10 protein-coding genes and 1 pseudogene are annotated in these 17,298 nt (G+C 56.9%); 6 read left to right on the top strand and 5 right to left on the bottom strand.

The genetic code is table 11. From position 1 onward, the window contains the following. Positions 1–23: 23 nt before the first annotated feature. The 4 genes and pseudogenes from pldA to M2281_RS29190 form a co-directional block, all read right to left on the bottom strand. Complete coding sequence (pldA, locus tag M2281_RS10970; RefSeq protein ID WP_280821213.1) at positions 24–830, bottom strand: 4-pyridoxolactonase; 807 nt, start codon at positions 828–830, stop codon at positions 24–26. Between the two features lie 57 nt (positions 831–887). Next, a complete protein-coding gene (locus M2281_RS10965) occupies positions 888–1,718 on the bottom strand; it encodes an ABC transporter permease (protein WP_280821833.1) in 831 nt (276 codons plus the stop codon). Then, the gene (locus tag M2281_RS10960; protein WP_280821212.1) at positions 1,718–5,173 is read right to left on the bottom strand and encodes an SIR2 family NAD-dependent protein deacylase; all 3,456 of its coding nucleotides are present in this window, start codon (positions 5,171–5,173) and stop codon (positions 1,718–1,720) included. The genes M2281_RS10965 and M2281_RS10960 overlap by 1 nt, the downstream gene beginning before the upstream one ends. A 212-nt stretch (positions 5,174–5,385) precedes the next feature. Beyond that, positions 5,386–5,618: pseudogene (locus M2281_RS29190) on the bottom strand (OB-fold nucleic acid binding domain-containing protein); the annotation flags it as partial. A 1,314-nt stretch (positions 5,619–6,932) separates the two neighbouring features. On the opposite strand from M2281_RS29190, the gene M2281_RS10955 reads away from it, so the two are divergent. From M2281_RS10955 to M2281_RS10945, 3 genes are read left to right on the top strand one after another with little or no spacing between them, the layout of a single operon-like run. Continuing rightward, complete coding sequence (locus tag M2281_RS10955; protein ID WP_280821211.1) at positions 6,933–8,903, top strand: integrase; 1,971 nt, start codon at positions 6,933–6,935, stop codon at positions 8,901–8,903. Next, positions 8,903–9,865: an ATP-binding protein gene (locus tag M2281_RS10950; protein ID WP_280821210.1), complete on the top strand. Its 963-nt coding sequence runs from the start codon at positions 8,903–8,905 to the stop codon at positions 9,863–9,865. The genes M2281_RS10955 and M2281_RS10950 overlap by 1 nt, the downstream gene beginning before the upstream one ends. 4 nt (positions 9,866–9,869) lie before the next feature. Beyond that, entirely contained in the window at positions 9,870–11,732 is a 1,863-nt protein-coding gene (locus M2281_RS10945) for a TniQ family protein (RefSeq protein ID WP_280821209.1), read from the top strand. A 211-nt stretch (positions 11,733–11,943) separates the two neighbouring features. Here M2281_RS10945 and M2281_RS10940 read toward each other — a convergent pair whose 3' ends face one another. Next, positions 11,944–13,035 (bottom strand): acyltransferase family protein, encoded by a 1,092-nt coding sequence (locus M2281_RS10940; RefSeq protein WP_280821208.1) that lies wholly within the window; start codon positions 13,033–13,035, stop codon positions 11,944–11,946. 1,354 nt (positions 13,036–14,389) lie between these two features. On the opposite strand from M2281_RS10940, the gene M2281_RS10935 reads away from it, so the two are divergent. The 3 genes from M2281_RS10935 to M2281_RS10925 all read left to right on the top strand — a co-directional run bounded on the left by M2281_RS10935 (position 14,390) and on the right by M2281_RS10925 (position 17,275). Beyond that, positions 14,390–15,463, top strand: coding sequence for an acyltransferase family protein (locus tag M2281_RS10935; RefSeq protein ID WP_280821207.1), 1,074 nt, complete (start codon positions 14,390–14,392; stop codon positions 15,461–15,463). 132 nt (positions 15,464–15,595) lie between these two features. Continuing rightward, positions 15,596–15,913 carry a hypothetical protein gene (locus tag M2281_RS10930; RefSeq protein WP_280821206.1) on the top strand — a complete coding sequence of 106 codons (318 nt, stop codon included), beginning with the start codon at positions 15,596–15,598 and terminating at the stop codon, positions 15,911–15,913. A gap of 204 nt (positions 15,914–16,117) precedes the next feature. Continuing rightward, on the top strand, positions 16,118–17,275 hold the full coding sequence (locus M2281_RS10925) for a helix-turn-helix transcriptional regulator (RefSeq protein WP_280821205.1): 1,158 nt from the start codon (positions 16,118–16,120) through the stop codon (positions 17,273–17,275). The last annotated feature ends 23 nt before the right edge of the window (positions 17,276–17,298 follow it).

Here is a 17,298-nt window from a genome sequence, read left to right as displayed (position 1 = left end):
ACTGGTCTCCAAATGCCCGGGCGTCAGCCATAGAACCGCGTGCCGGTCTGGTAGGTTTTGAAGTTTTCCATGTCGTGCGAGTACATCAGCTCGGCATCGTTATCCTCAGCGAGCTTCCTGACGCGGCGCATGGATTCAACGCCCGCAACGGGATCGATATGGAAGGCGGCCTGGCAAAGAGTCTCGAGGCTCTTTTGCGTATAGGCCGCATCGATAGTGAACAGGATCGGCTTGCGCTTGCCGAAGTTCACCATGAGGCTGTAATGGCCAATGGAATGGCCCGGCGTCGAGATCAGTTTGACACCCTTGGCAAGCTCGACATCGCCGTCGATGCCTTCGAAGGTGGAGTTCGCCCGCGTGGTGCCTTCCATCAGTTGCCCAGTCGCGCCGCGCGCCTCGGCGGCCTCCGCCGAGAAGCTCAGATCCGAATAGCCCAGATGCTCGAAAGGTTGCGGGTTACAGGCCTGCGGCACTTCGGTCTTGTGGCAGATCTTCTTGGCATGCGGGAAATATTTGTTGCCGCCGCAATGGTCGAAGTGGAAGTGCGAGTTCACCACCACGTCGATGTCCTTCGGTTCCAACCCAAGCAGCGCAAGCGCACCCGGAACGGTCTGGTCCTTGCTCTGGATCGGCTTCTCGAAAGGCAGAACCTTCATCACGTGGTCGTAGTCGAAGCCGGTATCGATCAGGAAACGACCTTCAGCGTGCTCGACCAGGATCGAGTAGACGGGAAAGCGTACTTCACCGCCCGGCCCGCGATTCCAGTAGACGTGATAGCCGTCGAGCACCAGCGAGCCGCCGTCAAGCAGATAGACCTTCGTGTCTGACATTTTTACCTCCTGTTTTCCCCTGCGGCGTCGCCGCATCCCGATTGTTTGTTGTTGGCGTCAGCGCGCACCGCGCTCATATGGCAGGCCAAGTGCGGCCGGCAGGCTTGCCTTACGCCCGAACAGCACCAGCATGATAATTACCGCCAGGAACGGCAGCATCTGGATCACATCCGTCGGCATGTTGATGCCGGCAACCTGCATAGCAGTGGTGAGCGACAGGCAGACGCCGAACAGCAGCGCCCCGAACAGCACCCAGAGCGGCCGGCCGCGCGCCAGCATTGCCAGAACGATGCCGAGGAAGCCCGCGCCATTGGTGATGAACGGAATGAAGATGCCCGCGCCGACATTGGCGAGATAAGCACCGCCGAGACCAGCGAGTGCGCCGGTGGTCAGCACCGCGGTGGTGCGGGTTCGGATGACATTGATGCCGGCGACGTCGAGCGCGGCTGGCTTGTCACCGGCAGCCTGAAGATTGAGGCCCAGCTGAGTGCGGCGGTAGATGTAGATCATCACGAATACCAGCGCGACGGCGAAGTAGACGATGAGGTGATGCTGGAAGAGCGCCGGCCCCAGCACCGGAATGTCGGCCAGCAGCGGGATCGGCATCTTGTCGGCCGCTGGCAGGCGTGGATAGCTGCGCGAGAACTGGAAGTGATGCAGAAGCGCAGTCAGCCCTTCGAGCCCGAGCGTCAGCGCGATGCCGATGACGATCTGGTTGAGCCCAAGACGCACGCAAAGCAGCGCCATCACCGCAGCCACGGCCATGCCCCCAAGCGCGCCGACGAGAAAGCCGAGCCACAGCGAGCCCGGCGGCCATTCATCGACGACAGCGGCGGTTTCACCAGCATTTTTGAGAGCCGCGCAAAGCTGGACCGCGCTGCGGCGTATTAACCCGACATCTGACCGGCGTGACTGGTCTTCCCAGTGTCGCCGTATGCCGTTTCGGTGCGTATGAGTTCTATCCCCTCGACAAGCCGATTGCGTTCGCCCTCTGGCACAGCCTTCGACTCTACCAATTTGGTGGCGACCCTTAGCGCGGACACAAGGCCTGGCCCGCGCCGCATAAAGCATAAGGTTACAACTTCTGAAACGAGCATTTCCGGGATTGGTGTTCCGTCGCTTTCTCGACGTTGAACAAGCAAGAATACTGCGTTGAGGGCAGCCTCGACAGGGCGCGACCTTCCACTCAGCATCCCCGCGCGAATCGCCTTATGAGCTTTTTCGGCCTGCGAAGGATTGCGGTCCACGAGTGCCGGCAGAGCCAAAAGGAGCGAGGGCATCGAGCCATCAGCTACCCGCCTGAAGATAGCATCGGAAGTGGGATCATCCACAGCCTCGGTGGGAACGCATGGCAAGATGGTTGACGAAAGGACGCGGGCGATCGCGCGCTCCGTGTGCTCATTGTCGCGAACTTCCTCAAAATCAAAAGCCGTTCGCCGGCCAACGGGTTTAGGTTGCCACTTCAACAGACTCCCCAGTATCGTTTGAGCCGTAAATAGATCCAGCTGATACAGACTATACTCGCCCTGCAATGTGTAAGACGCGCTATGAAGAGAGACGAGCAAATCTGCGTCGTATGATCCATCCGCGATCTTCTGGACAAGCTCTGCAAAATGTCGAATTGGCAGCCTGGGGTCTGGGCTTGGCAGCCTCAGAAATACATGAGGCAGTAGGCCAGATTCGACCGAGGTTTGATGTGGAGCGGTTCCAAGCCACAACCCTTGCCCAAATTCCTCTGCCTCTTTATCCGTCAGGACGCCAGCTTCGAACAATCGCAATAGTCGAAAAATTGCGTGGCGGCGCGACTCACGGTCCCCGCCTTTGCTCTGATCCAGCAGATGAGCAATACGAGACTTCCAGCTATGAGTACGCTCCCGCGCTGCCCAGACTTTTGCCTCGAGCAGTTCTGATGCCTCCGGAAAGTCCCTTTCGATCCCGGCAAATTTGGCTTCGTTAGGCAAAGGTAGGTGAAGGACATCGAGAGCAATCTCGTGACGCCTTTCGGGTTGAAGAGCTTGAATGCTCCTGGTTAAGAGGCTGCCGATCCCTTTGAGTACCCACCAGTGCCGAATGGACGGGTCGGATAGAAGAGACGATCCCAACTGAAAGCATTCGATCGCTCGGTCGCCATCGAGTCTCATACATAAGCGCGACAGTAATTCGCACATGATCTTGAGCCGGCTTGCCCAGTCGGCCACGCAATCTTCGCGAGCTATCTGCGCTCGTCCAAATGCGATGGCACTCCGCAGGCAGTCTACCATCGCATCGACATCGGCATGTCCAAGTCTTGCCACGGCGAGACGGCTGAAATGCTCCTCCAAAAGCTCATAGTCGTGCGAGATGATCGACCTCATGGCCAACCACGGCAGATTGGCGTCATCAATAGCTGAAATCGCTCTCGCCCAACGGCGACCTAGTATCTCGCTATGTCCAAGACGCAGCGGCAGTCCGACATGCTCCGACAGATAGACAAGCTGCTCGTAAGGCTGCGGGACGGCATTGCTCACGAAACGCACCCCTGAATTGATCCGGTATACCCCTGGATCAAAAAGTGGCTGCTTCTCTCCCTCTTCAGTTCGCCTTTTCCGATCTATCTCTGCCAGTGAATCGGTGATGGAGCTTAGTTCATCCCAAGGGTCCGCATCTGCTCCTTTGTAGGCGAGAGGCCAGTCCGGACGATCACTTTGGGACGTCGCAGTCCTAAGTGCAGGCCATGCGCTTCGCATCATGAAAGATGCCCATGCTTCCCGCGAAAGAAGCCATAGGCTTCGACGGTCTTGCGAGCGGCGGCGACGTATTTCCTTATAGGCCGCTTGCGCGGCCCTTGCCGCAGCTTCAGTCTGAAGTATCTCCGCCAGTAAAGCTGCTCGGCGAAGCATCCAAATAGGGTCGTGACCATCAAGTAAGGGGGCATTCTCGAGGAGATACCTGTAGTTCAGTTCATCCCGAGCGCGGAGGCAGGCTTCGTAGACACACGCGTTCTTGGCATCCTCGCCTGGTAAAGAGTTGAGACGTTCGATGCGCTTTTCAAACGCCGACCAATCCCGTCGTTGCCGCGCCTCGCGTACCAGCGACATGTGGAGAAGCGCGCGGTGGTCTTGGGGAAGTCTGCTATCCTCTTCCGAACTTAAGGCCTTTTCCGCGATCTCCTCTAAAAACGGTGGCAATGTCCAGTAGAGCGTGTTCCACCTCCACACGACCTCAAAAAGCATGGAAGCTCGTGTGGCCGGCGTTACATTAGGTAGTTCATTGGCCAGCAACTGAAACGTATTCTGAATGCCAAATCGATTGCGGTATCGTTGATAATACGGTGTGACCAACCATCCAGGATGACGCTCGCGGTCCTGACGCCAGATGCTCGTCAAGAGGGACACTTTCGCTTCCGAATCCTTGGCCGAGTCTAAGTTGTAGTCTTCCTCTGCCGTCCATTCCCATTCGACGTTTGCTGATGGACGCGCTTGCCAGAGGTATTCTAGGAGGATCTCCATCGCTCTGCGATGGCGATCCTCTGACGGCACATGTTGGACCAGCGGAGCCAGATCGATTGGCGTGATGTTTCGCGCCTCAAAGAGACGCCGTCTTGATGGAGCAAGATCAAGAACGCCGATCAGCCTGATAGGCCTTGCCGCAGTGCCCAGTTTGTCTCTGACCCACCCGGCCCATTTCAGAAAATTGGGGTCCTCTCCGGAAAAACCGACCAGACACAGTTCGTTTTCAAGCAGAGCCTGCTGAGCGAGATTCACGAAAGGCGCGAACCGCTCGGGATAAGTGCGAAAATCCTCTTCGGTGAAGATGAAGGGCAGATGCGACGGCATGCTACCGTGGAGCTTTACGATTCTGGGTCTGCGCGCACGGGCGATATCTGCCGTGACACGAACGACATCATAGGAAGTATCCGGGTCTGACGCCGCGGACCGTTCAAGCAACGTATCCCAGTTGGTTGTCAGAACATCGGACCAGGGGAGGCGGAGCAAATTGCCGTGCAGGTCGCTGGGTTCCCACTCGGTATCACGAACGTGCTTACGGATAATCCCTTCAAGCGCTCCATGTCCCAAAGTCGAGCGATACTCTTCGGCAAGTATCAATGGGTCTGAAGGGCCTTCTGTCCCAGGATAGAGATCCTGCAACATTGCGTCCCTAAAAGTACTCCATAGCGGCGCCTGCGGCGTTGTAGCGGCGGCCAATTTCGCAAATCGGCTAAACCCTGCTCCAACCATTACGGCCGCGCCATGGACATCCCCGAGCTTCCATAGAGCATCTTTTACCTGCCGAAGCGCCGCGTAGTCCGGAAGCGCTTCCACATCACAGATGTCGAGCACGTCGTCTCTTTCTTCATTACTCATCTTGCCCCCGCTGTGTCGATTACAATGACGATAGTTATTGCTTGTAGGCGTTCAGCTTGGTACCCGGAAAAGGAAGGAATTCCTGCGGCATGTTCCACGATTCGTCATCGAATAGGTGTCGCTTCCCGGCTGTTCTCGGTCTGTATCCGTCGCTGAAACAATCCGAGGGCACTCCACCGAGATTCTGCTTCGGGCGGACTGCGACCATGGCAATGGAAATTCCGGCTCTTCACCTTGAACCGATCAATTCGCAGGTCGGGTATGAAGATGTCCCGCGCCGGCGCGGCGGCTTGCGGTCGCTCACGTGGGTCAGGCGCGCGATTGCCACGCAAAAGTTCGTCGCCGCGCCCATGCGGCAGCGGAACTGATCGTCTCGCTCTCCTAGCCGACCGAGATCTTCTGACAGGTCGAACAGCCGCTGGGCGACAAGATGAATATCCCTTCCGGAAGTCGTTGAGGCTACTGGGCGTGACGCCTTCGAGCCTTGGCCGGAGCAACGTGCCATCGACGGAGCAACTCGAATTCCCTAGCGTGCGACGCCGCGCCTCGTCGATTGCTAGAGCGTCTGATCGGACTAACCCAAACGCCGTCTGGAAGCCTCCCGCGGAGGGAAGCGCGGAGAAGCGCTATGCAAGTTCCGGGGATGCGAAGGCGCGACACATACTCAGAGGTCGGCGTTGGTCGGGGTGCATGTTGGAACGACAGCCGAGGTTCACACCCCGCTCAGGTGGCCGCAAGTACGCTCACGCAGCATTGCTGCACATCCGATTCTGGATTCAGGCGTAGCCACTTCCTCTCTGTGCGACACCTCACAGCCCAAAGTTGTCGATCACATTTTCGCTGCCTCGAGAGAGGCGCTTCGGTCTTCGGACGACCGCCACAAGGTAAGGAGACCGGCCTTAGGGTCGGCAGCCCGGCCTCGGGTGAGCGCAATTCAGTGCGGCTTCTTTGGCCTTGGACTACATGGGACGATGCATTTCCAGGGATTAAGTCTCTTGCGCCGCACAGACCGTCAGCGAAGGATTCGTTTTGGTCGAGGTTGGCGGGCACAGTCAACAGTCTAGTGACTAAGTATCATAACGCAGAAGCCCCTCCCTTCCTCCCCTTGGTCATTTCCTTCAATTGCATTGTGGCGAGCTTTTTTGAGCTCGCCGGTGAAATCTAGATCCCACGTAAATTGGGCAAGGGAGCCAACGCCGCACGACAGCAATCGCGGTTGGTGGATTCGCACGCACTGGCTTTGCTCAGTCCAACTTACAATGGACAGCTGCGGTGTGTCATCGGTCCCATTTCGACGGTTCTGCGAATGCAGCGAATCCCTGCAGGACACCCGAAGTGCAGGACTCAATCTTTCCAGATCGTCGCCAACAGCCTCCCGTCCCTTGCATGTTTCTGATCTACCTGCCGATGACACACGCCCCCAATAGCAGGATTGTTTCGCAGCGGGCGAACGTGGCGACACAGTGAGAAAGGCCACGTCTAAAGGCGAGATCGAATCCTAGATTCAGCTTCCGTCAGCGAGCATCGATTTGGGGGCCGCAGCCAGGCGACGGATCCATCATTGCCCGAGTGAGGTACCAGAGGGTCCAGGCACCGAAATCGAAAGTAGAGGGAACACGGCCAAAGGATTAAGATGTCGAACAGGGCGTTTTCCAATAGTGCGCCGACTGGATGCTGGACAGTATCCACGGCCAGGATTCGTACACGCCGGGCATAGCCTGATGTTTCTTGCAATACCCACCAGTCCAATTTTTTAACGGTGTTCAAGAACCTATTTTGCAGCAACGTTCCTACCTATCACGCCACCTACGGCGGCAACAGGCCGGAGGTGCAGTTCCTCGAACTCCTATTTAACGGAAGGACGTTCGCCGAATTCTGCGAAAAAGTTCGGAGGATCGCTAGGCTGCGAGAACAGCTCTTCCTGAGGTACGATGAGGAGTGCCTGATCGGCGGTCACCACCCCCGATCAAGCAAAACTTTCCAGACGTGGATCGCCCCCCAATGGAAGAAGCTGCTCGGCCCCGCCCGGTCGGACACCGTCAACAACATCACCGCGCCTTCCGTCTCGACGTTCAACCGCCTGTACAGGCGGTGGCTGAAGTACGATCGGAACATCCTGGCAATCCTCCCGAGATACACCGGACCGGGCCAGAAGACCCCCACTTTCACTGCGGAAAGCCTGAACTTCGCGGTTATCGAAGCGCGCAACTTCATGTCCCGCTTGAAACCGCGCAAGAAGGACGTGTTCGAGGGGTATCGCGCCGCGCTTCACAAGGCGAATGAGCTTCGCAAGTCCGAAAAAAAGCTCCAGTATCAGGAATTTAAGAAGACAAAGTTCTACGAGATCATCGACTCCTTCCCGGCCTTTGACGTGATGTTAGCCCGCGAAGGCTTGACAGCCGCCCTCAAGCATTTCGCGCCGAATCTCAGAAGCCACGATGAGATCCTGCTCGGCCAGCGCATTGAGATCGACGAGCTCAAGACCGATCTGGAGGCGGTCTGGGCTATGGTGGGGATGCTCGACACAATCACGGCTGAGCAGCGCGCGATCCTGAAGAAGATTCGCCTCTGGATCGTCATGGTGGTCGACGTCGCGACACGCTACCCGCTGGCCGCGAAGGCGGCGCCGAGCCCCAATGCGCAGGCGGCCCTGGACACGCTGCGGCTCGTCATGAGCGACAAGACCCACATCTCGGACTACGTCGGCGCACAGATCCCATGGATCGGAAAGGTCAAGCCGAGCGGCACCGCGTATATGGACAATGGTTCCGCGTTTCTTGCGGAAGAGACCGCCGACGCTTTTCGGGCACTGCGGATCGAAGTCACGCGACCGAAGACTGGTGAACCGAAAAAGCGCCCGCATATCGAGAGCGTGTTCCATACGATCGGGCCTATGTTCACGCAATTTTTCGACGGCCGTACATTCCGCAGCATCGCCGAAAAAGGTGACTACGATCCCAAGGCGCACGCCTCGTTGGCCGCCGCAGAGTTCGCCGAGATCATCATTCACGGCATCTGCGACTACTACAATGTCAAAGGCCATAGCGCACTCGGCGGCCGAAGCCCGCACAACGCACTGGTGGATGCCGTCGAGGGCTATGGGTGGATGCGGCCTCCCCACCGGATGGACCTTATCCGTGCCTTCGGGAAGCCGGACAAGGCAACAATCGGAAGATACGGGATCGTCAAGTATGGAATCCCGTACAACAACGAATGGCTCGTCGAGCAGCACATGGAACGCGGCCAGAAGCCGTTCGATATCATTTCGGACCTTGGCTACCTCAACAGCATCCTGGTCAAGGGCAGCGATGGTGGATGGGCCGAGGTTGAGAACACCATCGATCTTCCTCCGGATCTGACTGAGCGCGAGTGGGCGGAAGCCCGCAAGGAAGACTTGGCGCAGAACCGCAGGGAAACCGAAGAGAACTACGTCGCGATGCGCGACTTCATTCTGTTAAACCGTGAAAACGGCAAGGCTGCAACCCTGCGTGCCGGGCTAGACCCCGTGGTGCCGTCGGCCGCCAAAATCGAGAAGCAACGCAAAGAACTCTACCGGAATTTCATCGTCGCTCCATCCTCAGGCGCAACAATCAAGCCGGACGTTCCTCTGCTCCCACCCCCGGACGATCTGCGTGGCGGAACCGTTGGTCGATCGACCGAACTCAAGCCTGCGCCAACGCCGGCTCCGAAAACTTCCAAATTTGACCGCGCCAAACGGGATGACGACTGATGATCAATGGAAGAGCGCCTGGTGAGGATGAGCTTCAATCGCTCAGGGTCCGGGTACGCAACACGTACATCGAGAGCGGAAAGGACGACGAGATTGCTGCCGCGATGAGTTACGTCGTCAGCAACATCCATGACTTTCATGCAGGCGCGGCATCGCCTCGTCGTGGAATCTTCATCATCGGACCTGCCGGAACGGGGAAATCGTGGGCCTTGAAACACGCGTTCAAGCAGGTGTCCGATTTCCAGACCTACGAGAACGAACATGGAGAGACGGTCCACCCGCTGATCAGCATTAAGCTCCCTAAGAGGTGTACGACAAAGGACCTGGTGGTTGCGGTGCTGGAGGCGATGAACCTGCCACACGAGGGAAACGAGACTCAGATGACCGAATTCATGCGCCTTCAGTTCAAGGAACGAAGGGTCCATTGCCTTCATCTCGACGAGCTCCAGCACACAGTCCGGTCCAACACCCGGGTGACGTTCGAAGCCGTGCAGGATCTGTTGAAGTCGATGTTGGACATCGAGGACTGGCCGCTCCACATCATCCTCAGCGGGATGCCGAAGATCGAGAAGATGCGGGAGGACGATCAGATCCGTCGCCGGTCCAATGTCATTCCTTTTCATCCCATGGAGTTCCCGGTCGACACCGAGTGGGTCGCGCATCTGATCAAGCAGGTCGCGGGGATCGGCTGTGGTCTTGAGCTCAGTGCCGACCTGGTATGCGACGAGTTCCGCGAGCGCTTGTGCTTGGCCACCAGCGGCGCCTGGGGCACCATGATTGAGATGATCCAGTCAGCCAGCTTCCGGGCGCTCGAGCGGAACAGAACTGTGCTGACCATCCGACATTTTGCCAAGGAATACCAGATCGCCACCGGCTGCGACCCCAGTGACAACATCTTCCTCGCTGAGAATTTCCGGGACATTGATCCCAAGATGTCTCTCGCATCGATGATGGAGGACTGAGGCTATGGTACTCCCCGTCCCTGTCGTATTCCATCCCGATGAAATTCCCGAAAGCCTCTGTGATCGATTGAGCGCGGCCAACGGCTTCTCGTCGATGAAGCTTTTCATGTCCATGACAGGGATCGACGCTAGGGGTCTCGAACGCGGCGAATCGCAGTCAATCGCGCGACTATCACATTGGTCAGGAGACGATCCGACTCTGCTGGCAAGGTATCGCGTCACCACCATGCTTCGACGACTCGACTGGCAACTCGGTGCAGCCATCTTCAACAAGGGAGTGAGACGCGGAAACCGCTTCCGATACTGTCCGATGTGCGTCGTAAACGACATGGAAACAGGCCGGTGCCGGCATGTTTCCCGCCCTTACGTGCGGGTTGGATGGCTAACCCGCGCGGTTAGGAATTGCACCCGACATCGTTGCCCTTTGGTCGAGAAACCCACGACGGCGAGGACAGGTGACAGCTTCTGCCGTTTCGTTGCCGCCAATCTTGGCGAGATCGAGCATCAGGCGGCTGCTACTGTCGCCGACTTTCCAGTCGCGCTCGACAGCTATGTGGAAGATCGCATCAGCGGCATTCTGCAGGAACAGTATCTTGACCGCTTCGAAGCCCATGTCGCAATCGACCTCTGTACACACCTCGGGCGCTTCGTAAAACGTCACCCGCCAGCACTCTCACTCCTCCCGCCCGACCTGCGCTCCGCGCCATCCCGCGAGATCGGTTTCTTCCTCGCTCGGCAAGGGGAGCTAAAGATTCGCAGCACGGTCGCCTGGATCATTGAAAGGGAGCGTCCGAAAGGAAGGGCGAGGTTTCTGTTCGGATCATTGGGACGCTGGCTGCGTAACAATTCGCACGAGCCTGAGTTCGCGGAGGTTCTCGAGCTATTCCAGGACATCGCGGAACGCAACCTGCCGTACGGCCCCGGCGAAATGTGCTTCGTCCCCGTACGGCGCAGATATTTGCATAGCGTGAAATCAGCCAGCATCGAATACGGCCTGTTCGCCGACAGGACCTTAACCTTGGTCAAGCAAGCCGGACTGATCGAAGACGACACATCTTCGCACGCCCGCATCTACTTCGATGCAGAAAAGGCTCATGACATCCTCGTTGCCGCAAGCCGGACGATCACGAGCCAGGAAGCCAAGCGAGAACTAGGTGCGACCGAGCGTGTGATGTCCAGAATTTTGCAGGCCGGACTGCTCCGCCGCGTAGAGGCCCGCGACGGAATTCGCAACTACTCCCGGATCCGTCGAGAAGACCTTGATGATTTCCGGACCCACCTCTTTGCCAATGTCGCGATCTCAGAAGATTTGAGCTCGTTGTCGACGATAGTGACGGTTTGCCAGAAGGCTTTCTGCGACGTGGAGGATGTCCTCTCCGCCGTCATGAGCGGACGCATAAGTGGCGTTGCAGCGAAACCGAACCATGGACACCGCCTAGACTCCCTCAGGTTTGATCTGGACGAAGCGATCGCCTATTTTTCGTCCATCCGCGCAACCCTGAGCGACATCGCCAGCAACAACGTCATGAGCCAACGAGATGCCTCAGTCTACATGCACGTCAAGGCGACGACCATTCCTTACCTCATTGACAAAGGGCTGCTCGAAACTGGCGTCATCAACAATCCATTCAACAATCGCCGGCAGACCGTTGTGACCGTAGCATCGATTGATGCATTCCGAACCGAGCACATCCCAGTTTCCGAAGTGGCCTCATTCTACGAGACGCATCCGATCGTGATCCTGGATCTTTTCGCAAAAATCGGTGTGCATCCAATCTACGATAATTGCGGCAACGTCAGCCGGTTTTTCCGCAGATCCGACATCATCGACGCTCCGATCGTGATTCCAAGATTCAAGAAAAGATAGTACTGATCCATCGATCAATTCGAGGCCCGCTCCGGCGGGCTTTTTTGTTGTCCTGTATCGCAGGCGCAATCCTACCCGCAGTGCGCCAGGATCATAGCTATCGCGAAAAACCAACCAACTTTGATATTGTCGCGATTTCGCTATTCTAACGCGCTGATTTACAACGAGTTTTCTAACTGAGATTCATTCTCAGGTGCAAACCTACGCGGATTTACCAGCTGCTCTTCTCGCCCTCTACGCCGAGCCTACGACTTACGCTGTTCTGGTCCGGCAGTTTGCTATCACTTAATCGCCGCATCAGAATCCGCCTCACCGGCCTGTCATAGTATCGGTCCAAGGCAAATGCGAGGAGCAATAGCATGACCAAGACGGCGCCCCCTGACGCCGGAGCCAGATCAGTCAATTGCACACCAAAGACCCTGGACGAGACCCTAGTGGTCCACCAGAGCACAGGAGCGTGGACCGCGTAGATCGCATAGGAAGAATTGCCTAGCAAAGCAAAACACTGCCGAAATCGAAGGCTGCCCTCTGAGGCGGCCGCAATGGCAGCCAAGACAGGGAAAACAAAAATCACAACCGCGAGATCGAAAATTGCCCGATAATCCTTGCTGACCGGCACTGCAAAGATTGGGATCAGGACAACGACGCACAGCACAGCATGGAGACCGTTCCCTCGCCAAGTCAGCGGGAACCTGAAGAGCAGGACGCCAAGGAAAAATGAAAATATAACGCGAGCGAAACCGCCAGAAAAACCGCTCCAAGAGATACCGGCATCCAGACCCTCGAACCGAAAAGCCGACCAAATCAACAGAACCGCCCCAAGACCCACGACTGACATAAGGAATCGAGTCGCCTGCGCGGGCAAAGTCACTGAATACAGGTAATTGGCCACAAGCTTGAAGAACAGCGACCACGCCGGGTAGACAAAGGGGTAGAGAGATATGTCACCGAAAAAAACGCCCGCTGGGGTTGGCATAAAAAGGACAGAAAATACAAGAGAGATCGCTATGCCCACGAGCGAATATTCCGACGTTCCGAACACATGACTTGCAAGAAGGAAGGCCGCGCCAACAAGAGTCCCGAGAATGTAAAGCGGGTACAGGCGCACGATGCGGATGAGCATAAATCGCCTGACTGACATACCTCGCTTAAGTCGTTCTTCGTAGGCGTGTGATAAAACCAAGCCGCTCAGCAAAAAGAAAAGATCGACGGCGAGGTAGCTTGATCGGAGGTGTCGGCCAAACAAGCTTTGAGCATGGAGCTGCAAGACCGCTAGCGCGGCGATGCCGCGAAGCCCGTCCAAAGTCGAGAATCTCAGTGCATCCGTCCCCTCGGGCGGAGTTCGCCGGACCCGTTGAATTGTCCGTGACAAGACGCTTCCCTTGACCGTCTATCCTGGAGGTGACGCACAGGTTGGCATCGTGTCTGTTGCTACTCAATTTCGCGCTTTGGCTGATGGCATGGCGTCAAAGTCATCCGGAAGGGTAAGGTCTGGCCGCCGTGACGCAAAAATCGTTTTGGCCTCTCTGTTGCCGAGAACGCCATCTTAACGTGGACGTTTTGACGCCGTTTCGGAAAGGCAAGGGCCGCACGCGAGCGAGACACCGCGGATTCAGGCTACCTAGCGGGTGACTTAATCGTGACTTGGAAGCCGTCCAGCGATCTCGTCTCTAACTCCCAATAAGAGAGCAGGTCATTGATAACAAGGAGGAAAATGGTGGGTGCGCGCCAACAAATGCGATCTGACACAAGACAAATCGTCAGAAAAGTAACCACCCAGCAATCACCGCGTCAGCTCACCCACCACCCACAGCGTTGCATGAGCTGCCGGGATTTTCCGTGATGAGCGGGGAGTTGCGATGCCATTAAGCACTACCGCTCGAGACAGCGTTGCTCCGACCAACTGCGTACAGCGGATTGAGAACTGAGGCCACTCATCCTCAGGACCTTCATATCGAAGAGCCCGGTCGATTGCGGTTACCGCAACGGGTCTCCACCCTGCCGCTTCGACTTCTGCTGCCGAGCAAAACCACCACCACCCGAGGTGTTCGCGGTTTGGCGACGTATCGTTCACCCTCATCGGCGCTCGACAAAAGGGATAGGCAGCAGCCGGCCGCAGCCAAGACGATGTCGTGTTCATTCCGCTTTTGACGGCAAAGAGCCGCGTGCTCCGCGCAACCCGGCAATCGTTTAATTTCATTTCGATTAAGGTATCGGATGCGACCGCCATGTCCAAAATGCAACAAGAGATCGATGCCTTGCTTCGGCAGCGACACCGCATTCAGGGCGATGTTCCTAGTGTCCATCGAGAACCCTGAGGACGTCCTTGCCGCCGTCGGGCTGCGGTGCTGCTCCTCGGCATGTTGTTAATCTCGGTGGCATCAGTTTCGCCGCGCGCTGAGCAGGATTGGCAGTTGATGAGGGGTGCCCCCCTAGTCTTACTGCGTCAAACGACGCAAAGGTTCTGGATTATTTGGCGCTGTGATGCACAGCACGTGCTTCGCTCGGGGCATCGCGGACAAAACCATACGATCATATGCCCCATTTCTAACCAGCGGACCATGAATTTCTGACTCCGTAGTAGTAATGCCATTGCAATTCGGCGGCATAGATGATTTTTACTGTCAGATATTGGGAGTGGGGCTTTAGACACTGCAATGCTTCGGGAAGTTGACCTTGGTGCGGGCGAGATACACTCAGTCCCGCCGATAGCTGTGGGCAATACTCAGTCTGCCGATCGGCGGGGTCAGATCGATGGGCTGCGGACGATCGCCATGTTGGCGGTCTTCTACGTCCACTTCTGGGAAGTCGGCCCTACCATCGAGTATGTCCGCGTCTCAATGTTCTTCGTGGTCAGCGGCTTCCTCATCACACTCATGCTCACCCGCGAATTAGCGATCGGCGGCACCTTCAACATCCAGAATTTCTACATTCGCCGAATCCTGCGGCTCTTCCCACCGCTAGCTCTTACCTTCCTAGCGGCCGCGATCTTCAATATGGACGGCATCCGGGCCAGCCTGCCATGGCACGCGCTGCAGCTGTCGAACCTCTATTTCATGATGAACAAGACGTGGTCGCCATGGGTTGCGGCTCACCTCTGGAGCCTCAACACACTCGAACAGTTCTATCTGCTGTGCCCGATCGCCGTGTTTTTCCTGTCGAGATCGGGACTCGCCGTTCTGTTTGTCGCCGCGATGGTGCTCAGCATATTCGTGCGGGTCAACGCGCCACACTTCGGCCTCGACGGATGGGTTGGCATTGTGTCAGCCTTCGACCCTATAGCCGCCGGCGGTCTACTCGCCCTTGGGAAGGACAATAAGGAACTACAAGCCGTCTTGCGGCATCCCGCCAACATCGCGATGTCGGTACTCGTTATTCTGACGCCGTTCTACCTCTGGTCAGGTTTTGGTCAGTCCGCGCCCTATCGATTGTTCGTTATCTATCCATTGGTGTCGATCGTTGCCGGGGCCTATGCGGGCTTCCGTGGCCCTATCGGTTTCCTGCTCAACAATGGCTTTACCAAGTTCGCAAGTCGGGTCAGCTACGGTGCCTATGTCTTCCACTTGCCGCTCTGGTGGCTCGCTGCCGATTGCTGGCCCGTACTCTACGCCAAAACCTGGTGGACCTTCGCCGTGATGACCGCGCTGACTATCACCGTGGCATACATGTCATGGACGTTCGTTGAGCGTCACTTTGACGGTATGAAGCAGCGCTTCCCGATTCGAAAATAGTCTCTCACGCCCCTTGTTCACTCGGGCACAGATTGGCCGACTAGCGCCGGCACTCGCTCGGCATCGCTGTTTCTCGCCGCCTTGGCCGAAAGCTCCTGGTGGAACCTTGGACTGAGCGCGATCGCAGGCGCCTTGCTCTTCGTGCTGTTGTTTCCATTTTGGCTGCTGAAGAAGATCGGCGCCGGCGACGTCAAGCTGGTGGCCGTGGCGCCGTTTGTCTCGGGTGGGGCCGATTTGCTGGTCTTTGCCTTGGCGCTGCTGGTCTTCGCACTGGTCACAGCAGCCATCGTGCGCAATCCGATGTTGCTGCCGTCGCCTGCATTCCACGCCTATATCAAGCGACTGAACCGCCAGCGCGTCGTTCCCTTCGGTGTCCCCATCTCGGCCGCGCTACTCGTGACCATTGCGCTTCAGGATTACGGCGTGGCCGCCCAACTCATTATCAGCTAGCGCCTCGGAGAGATGGCTCTTCGAGAGTCGACTTAATCCAGGAGTTTCCCGGAAACGCGGGGCGGCCAGCTGCGGAAACGCATTGAAGATGGCAACAACAAGGGTGATATATTCCGAACGTGCAGCGTTAGCGCAACCTTGCAAAGAGCATTCTTCAGCCAAGATTCATGAAGCGCTATTATTGATTTGGCGTGGGGTTAAGAAGTGAAGGGCCTTGCCGTGAATTCCAGCGAGGAAAACTCGACCACGGAACATTCTGCATTCGTGGAGCGCCGCCAGTGGCCGCGCCTGCCCCAACTGTCGGGTGATGTACCATATGTTCCGCCGGCATTGACGCCTCTGCGCCTTTCAACGCGTGATGTTGCACTCGGCAGACAATTTTCAGCGTGGGAAGATCACATGGCGCCGCTGATGGATGTTCAGTTGCCTGACGCCGTATCGCCAGAAGCCCCGTTTGTGGCCGACCACATTGTGTGGAACCTAGGCGGCATGCTGCTCGTGCAGCAATCGACCCCTGCTTTGAGCTATGAGCGATCAGCCAGCAAGTTACGTTTCAGCCCCATCGACCATTGGCAAGTATCCTTTCTGCGTTCGGGGAAAACGTGGACAGGCGTTGACGGACGCGTCGCAGAAAACGAGCCAGGCAAATTGGAGATCCGGTGGCTTGGCTATCCCTTTCGGGGACGCACGCTTGAGGCGTCATCGGTGTCATTAATTCTGCCGTCTGACCTCTTTATCGACCATGGAGGAATGTTACGAGCTAACAACACCGTTCTTGATGGCAGCCTTTCAAAGCTGCTGATCGACTACACGAATAGCCTTGAAGCCAATCTGGACCGTCTCACGGCCGAGGATTTGCCGAAGATCATAGGCCATGTCCGAGAGATGATAATTGACAGCGTCTCGCCTCTTCTGGGCAGGGGAGAGGATGTAAATGATCAGACCACTCAGATTGGGTTGATGGCTCGCGCACGGCGCTTCGTCCAAAACAATCTGGCATCTCCAGACCTGACGGCTGACGCCCTGAGCCGCGAGCTCGCTATCTCTCGCACCAAGCTTTACGAGCTTTTCGAAACCTATGGCGGTGTCCTGAACTACATCCGCTCGAGGCGCTTGCTTGCAGCACACGCCGCTTTGAGTGACCCCAATAATTCAAACCGGATACTGGATATCGCAAATGCCGCGTGCTTCGATTCCGCAGCTAATTTCAGCAGAGCCTTCAGCCAGAAGTTCGGATACAGCCCCAGTATGGTCCGTAGGCACACAGGCTCTGTAGAAGTTCACGGACTCGCTCACCAGCCTCCCAATGAGCAAGAACAGGCGAGCTTTGAAAGCTGGCTGAGGACGCTCTGCTTCCACTAACGCCTTTCAGCTTTTACTCGAAA

Source organism: Pseudaminobacter soli (ex Li et al. 2025) (assembly GCF_029892515.1).
In the GTDB taxonomy this organism is placed as follows: domain Bacteria; phylum Pseudomonadota; class Alphaproteobacteria; order Rhizobiales; family Rhizobiaceae; genus Pseudaminobacter; species Pseudaminobacter soli_A.
This window is presented reverse-complemented; position numbering and strand designations above follow the sequence as displayed.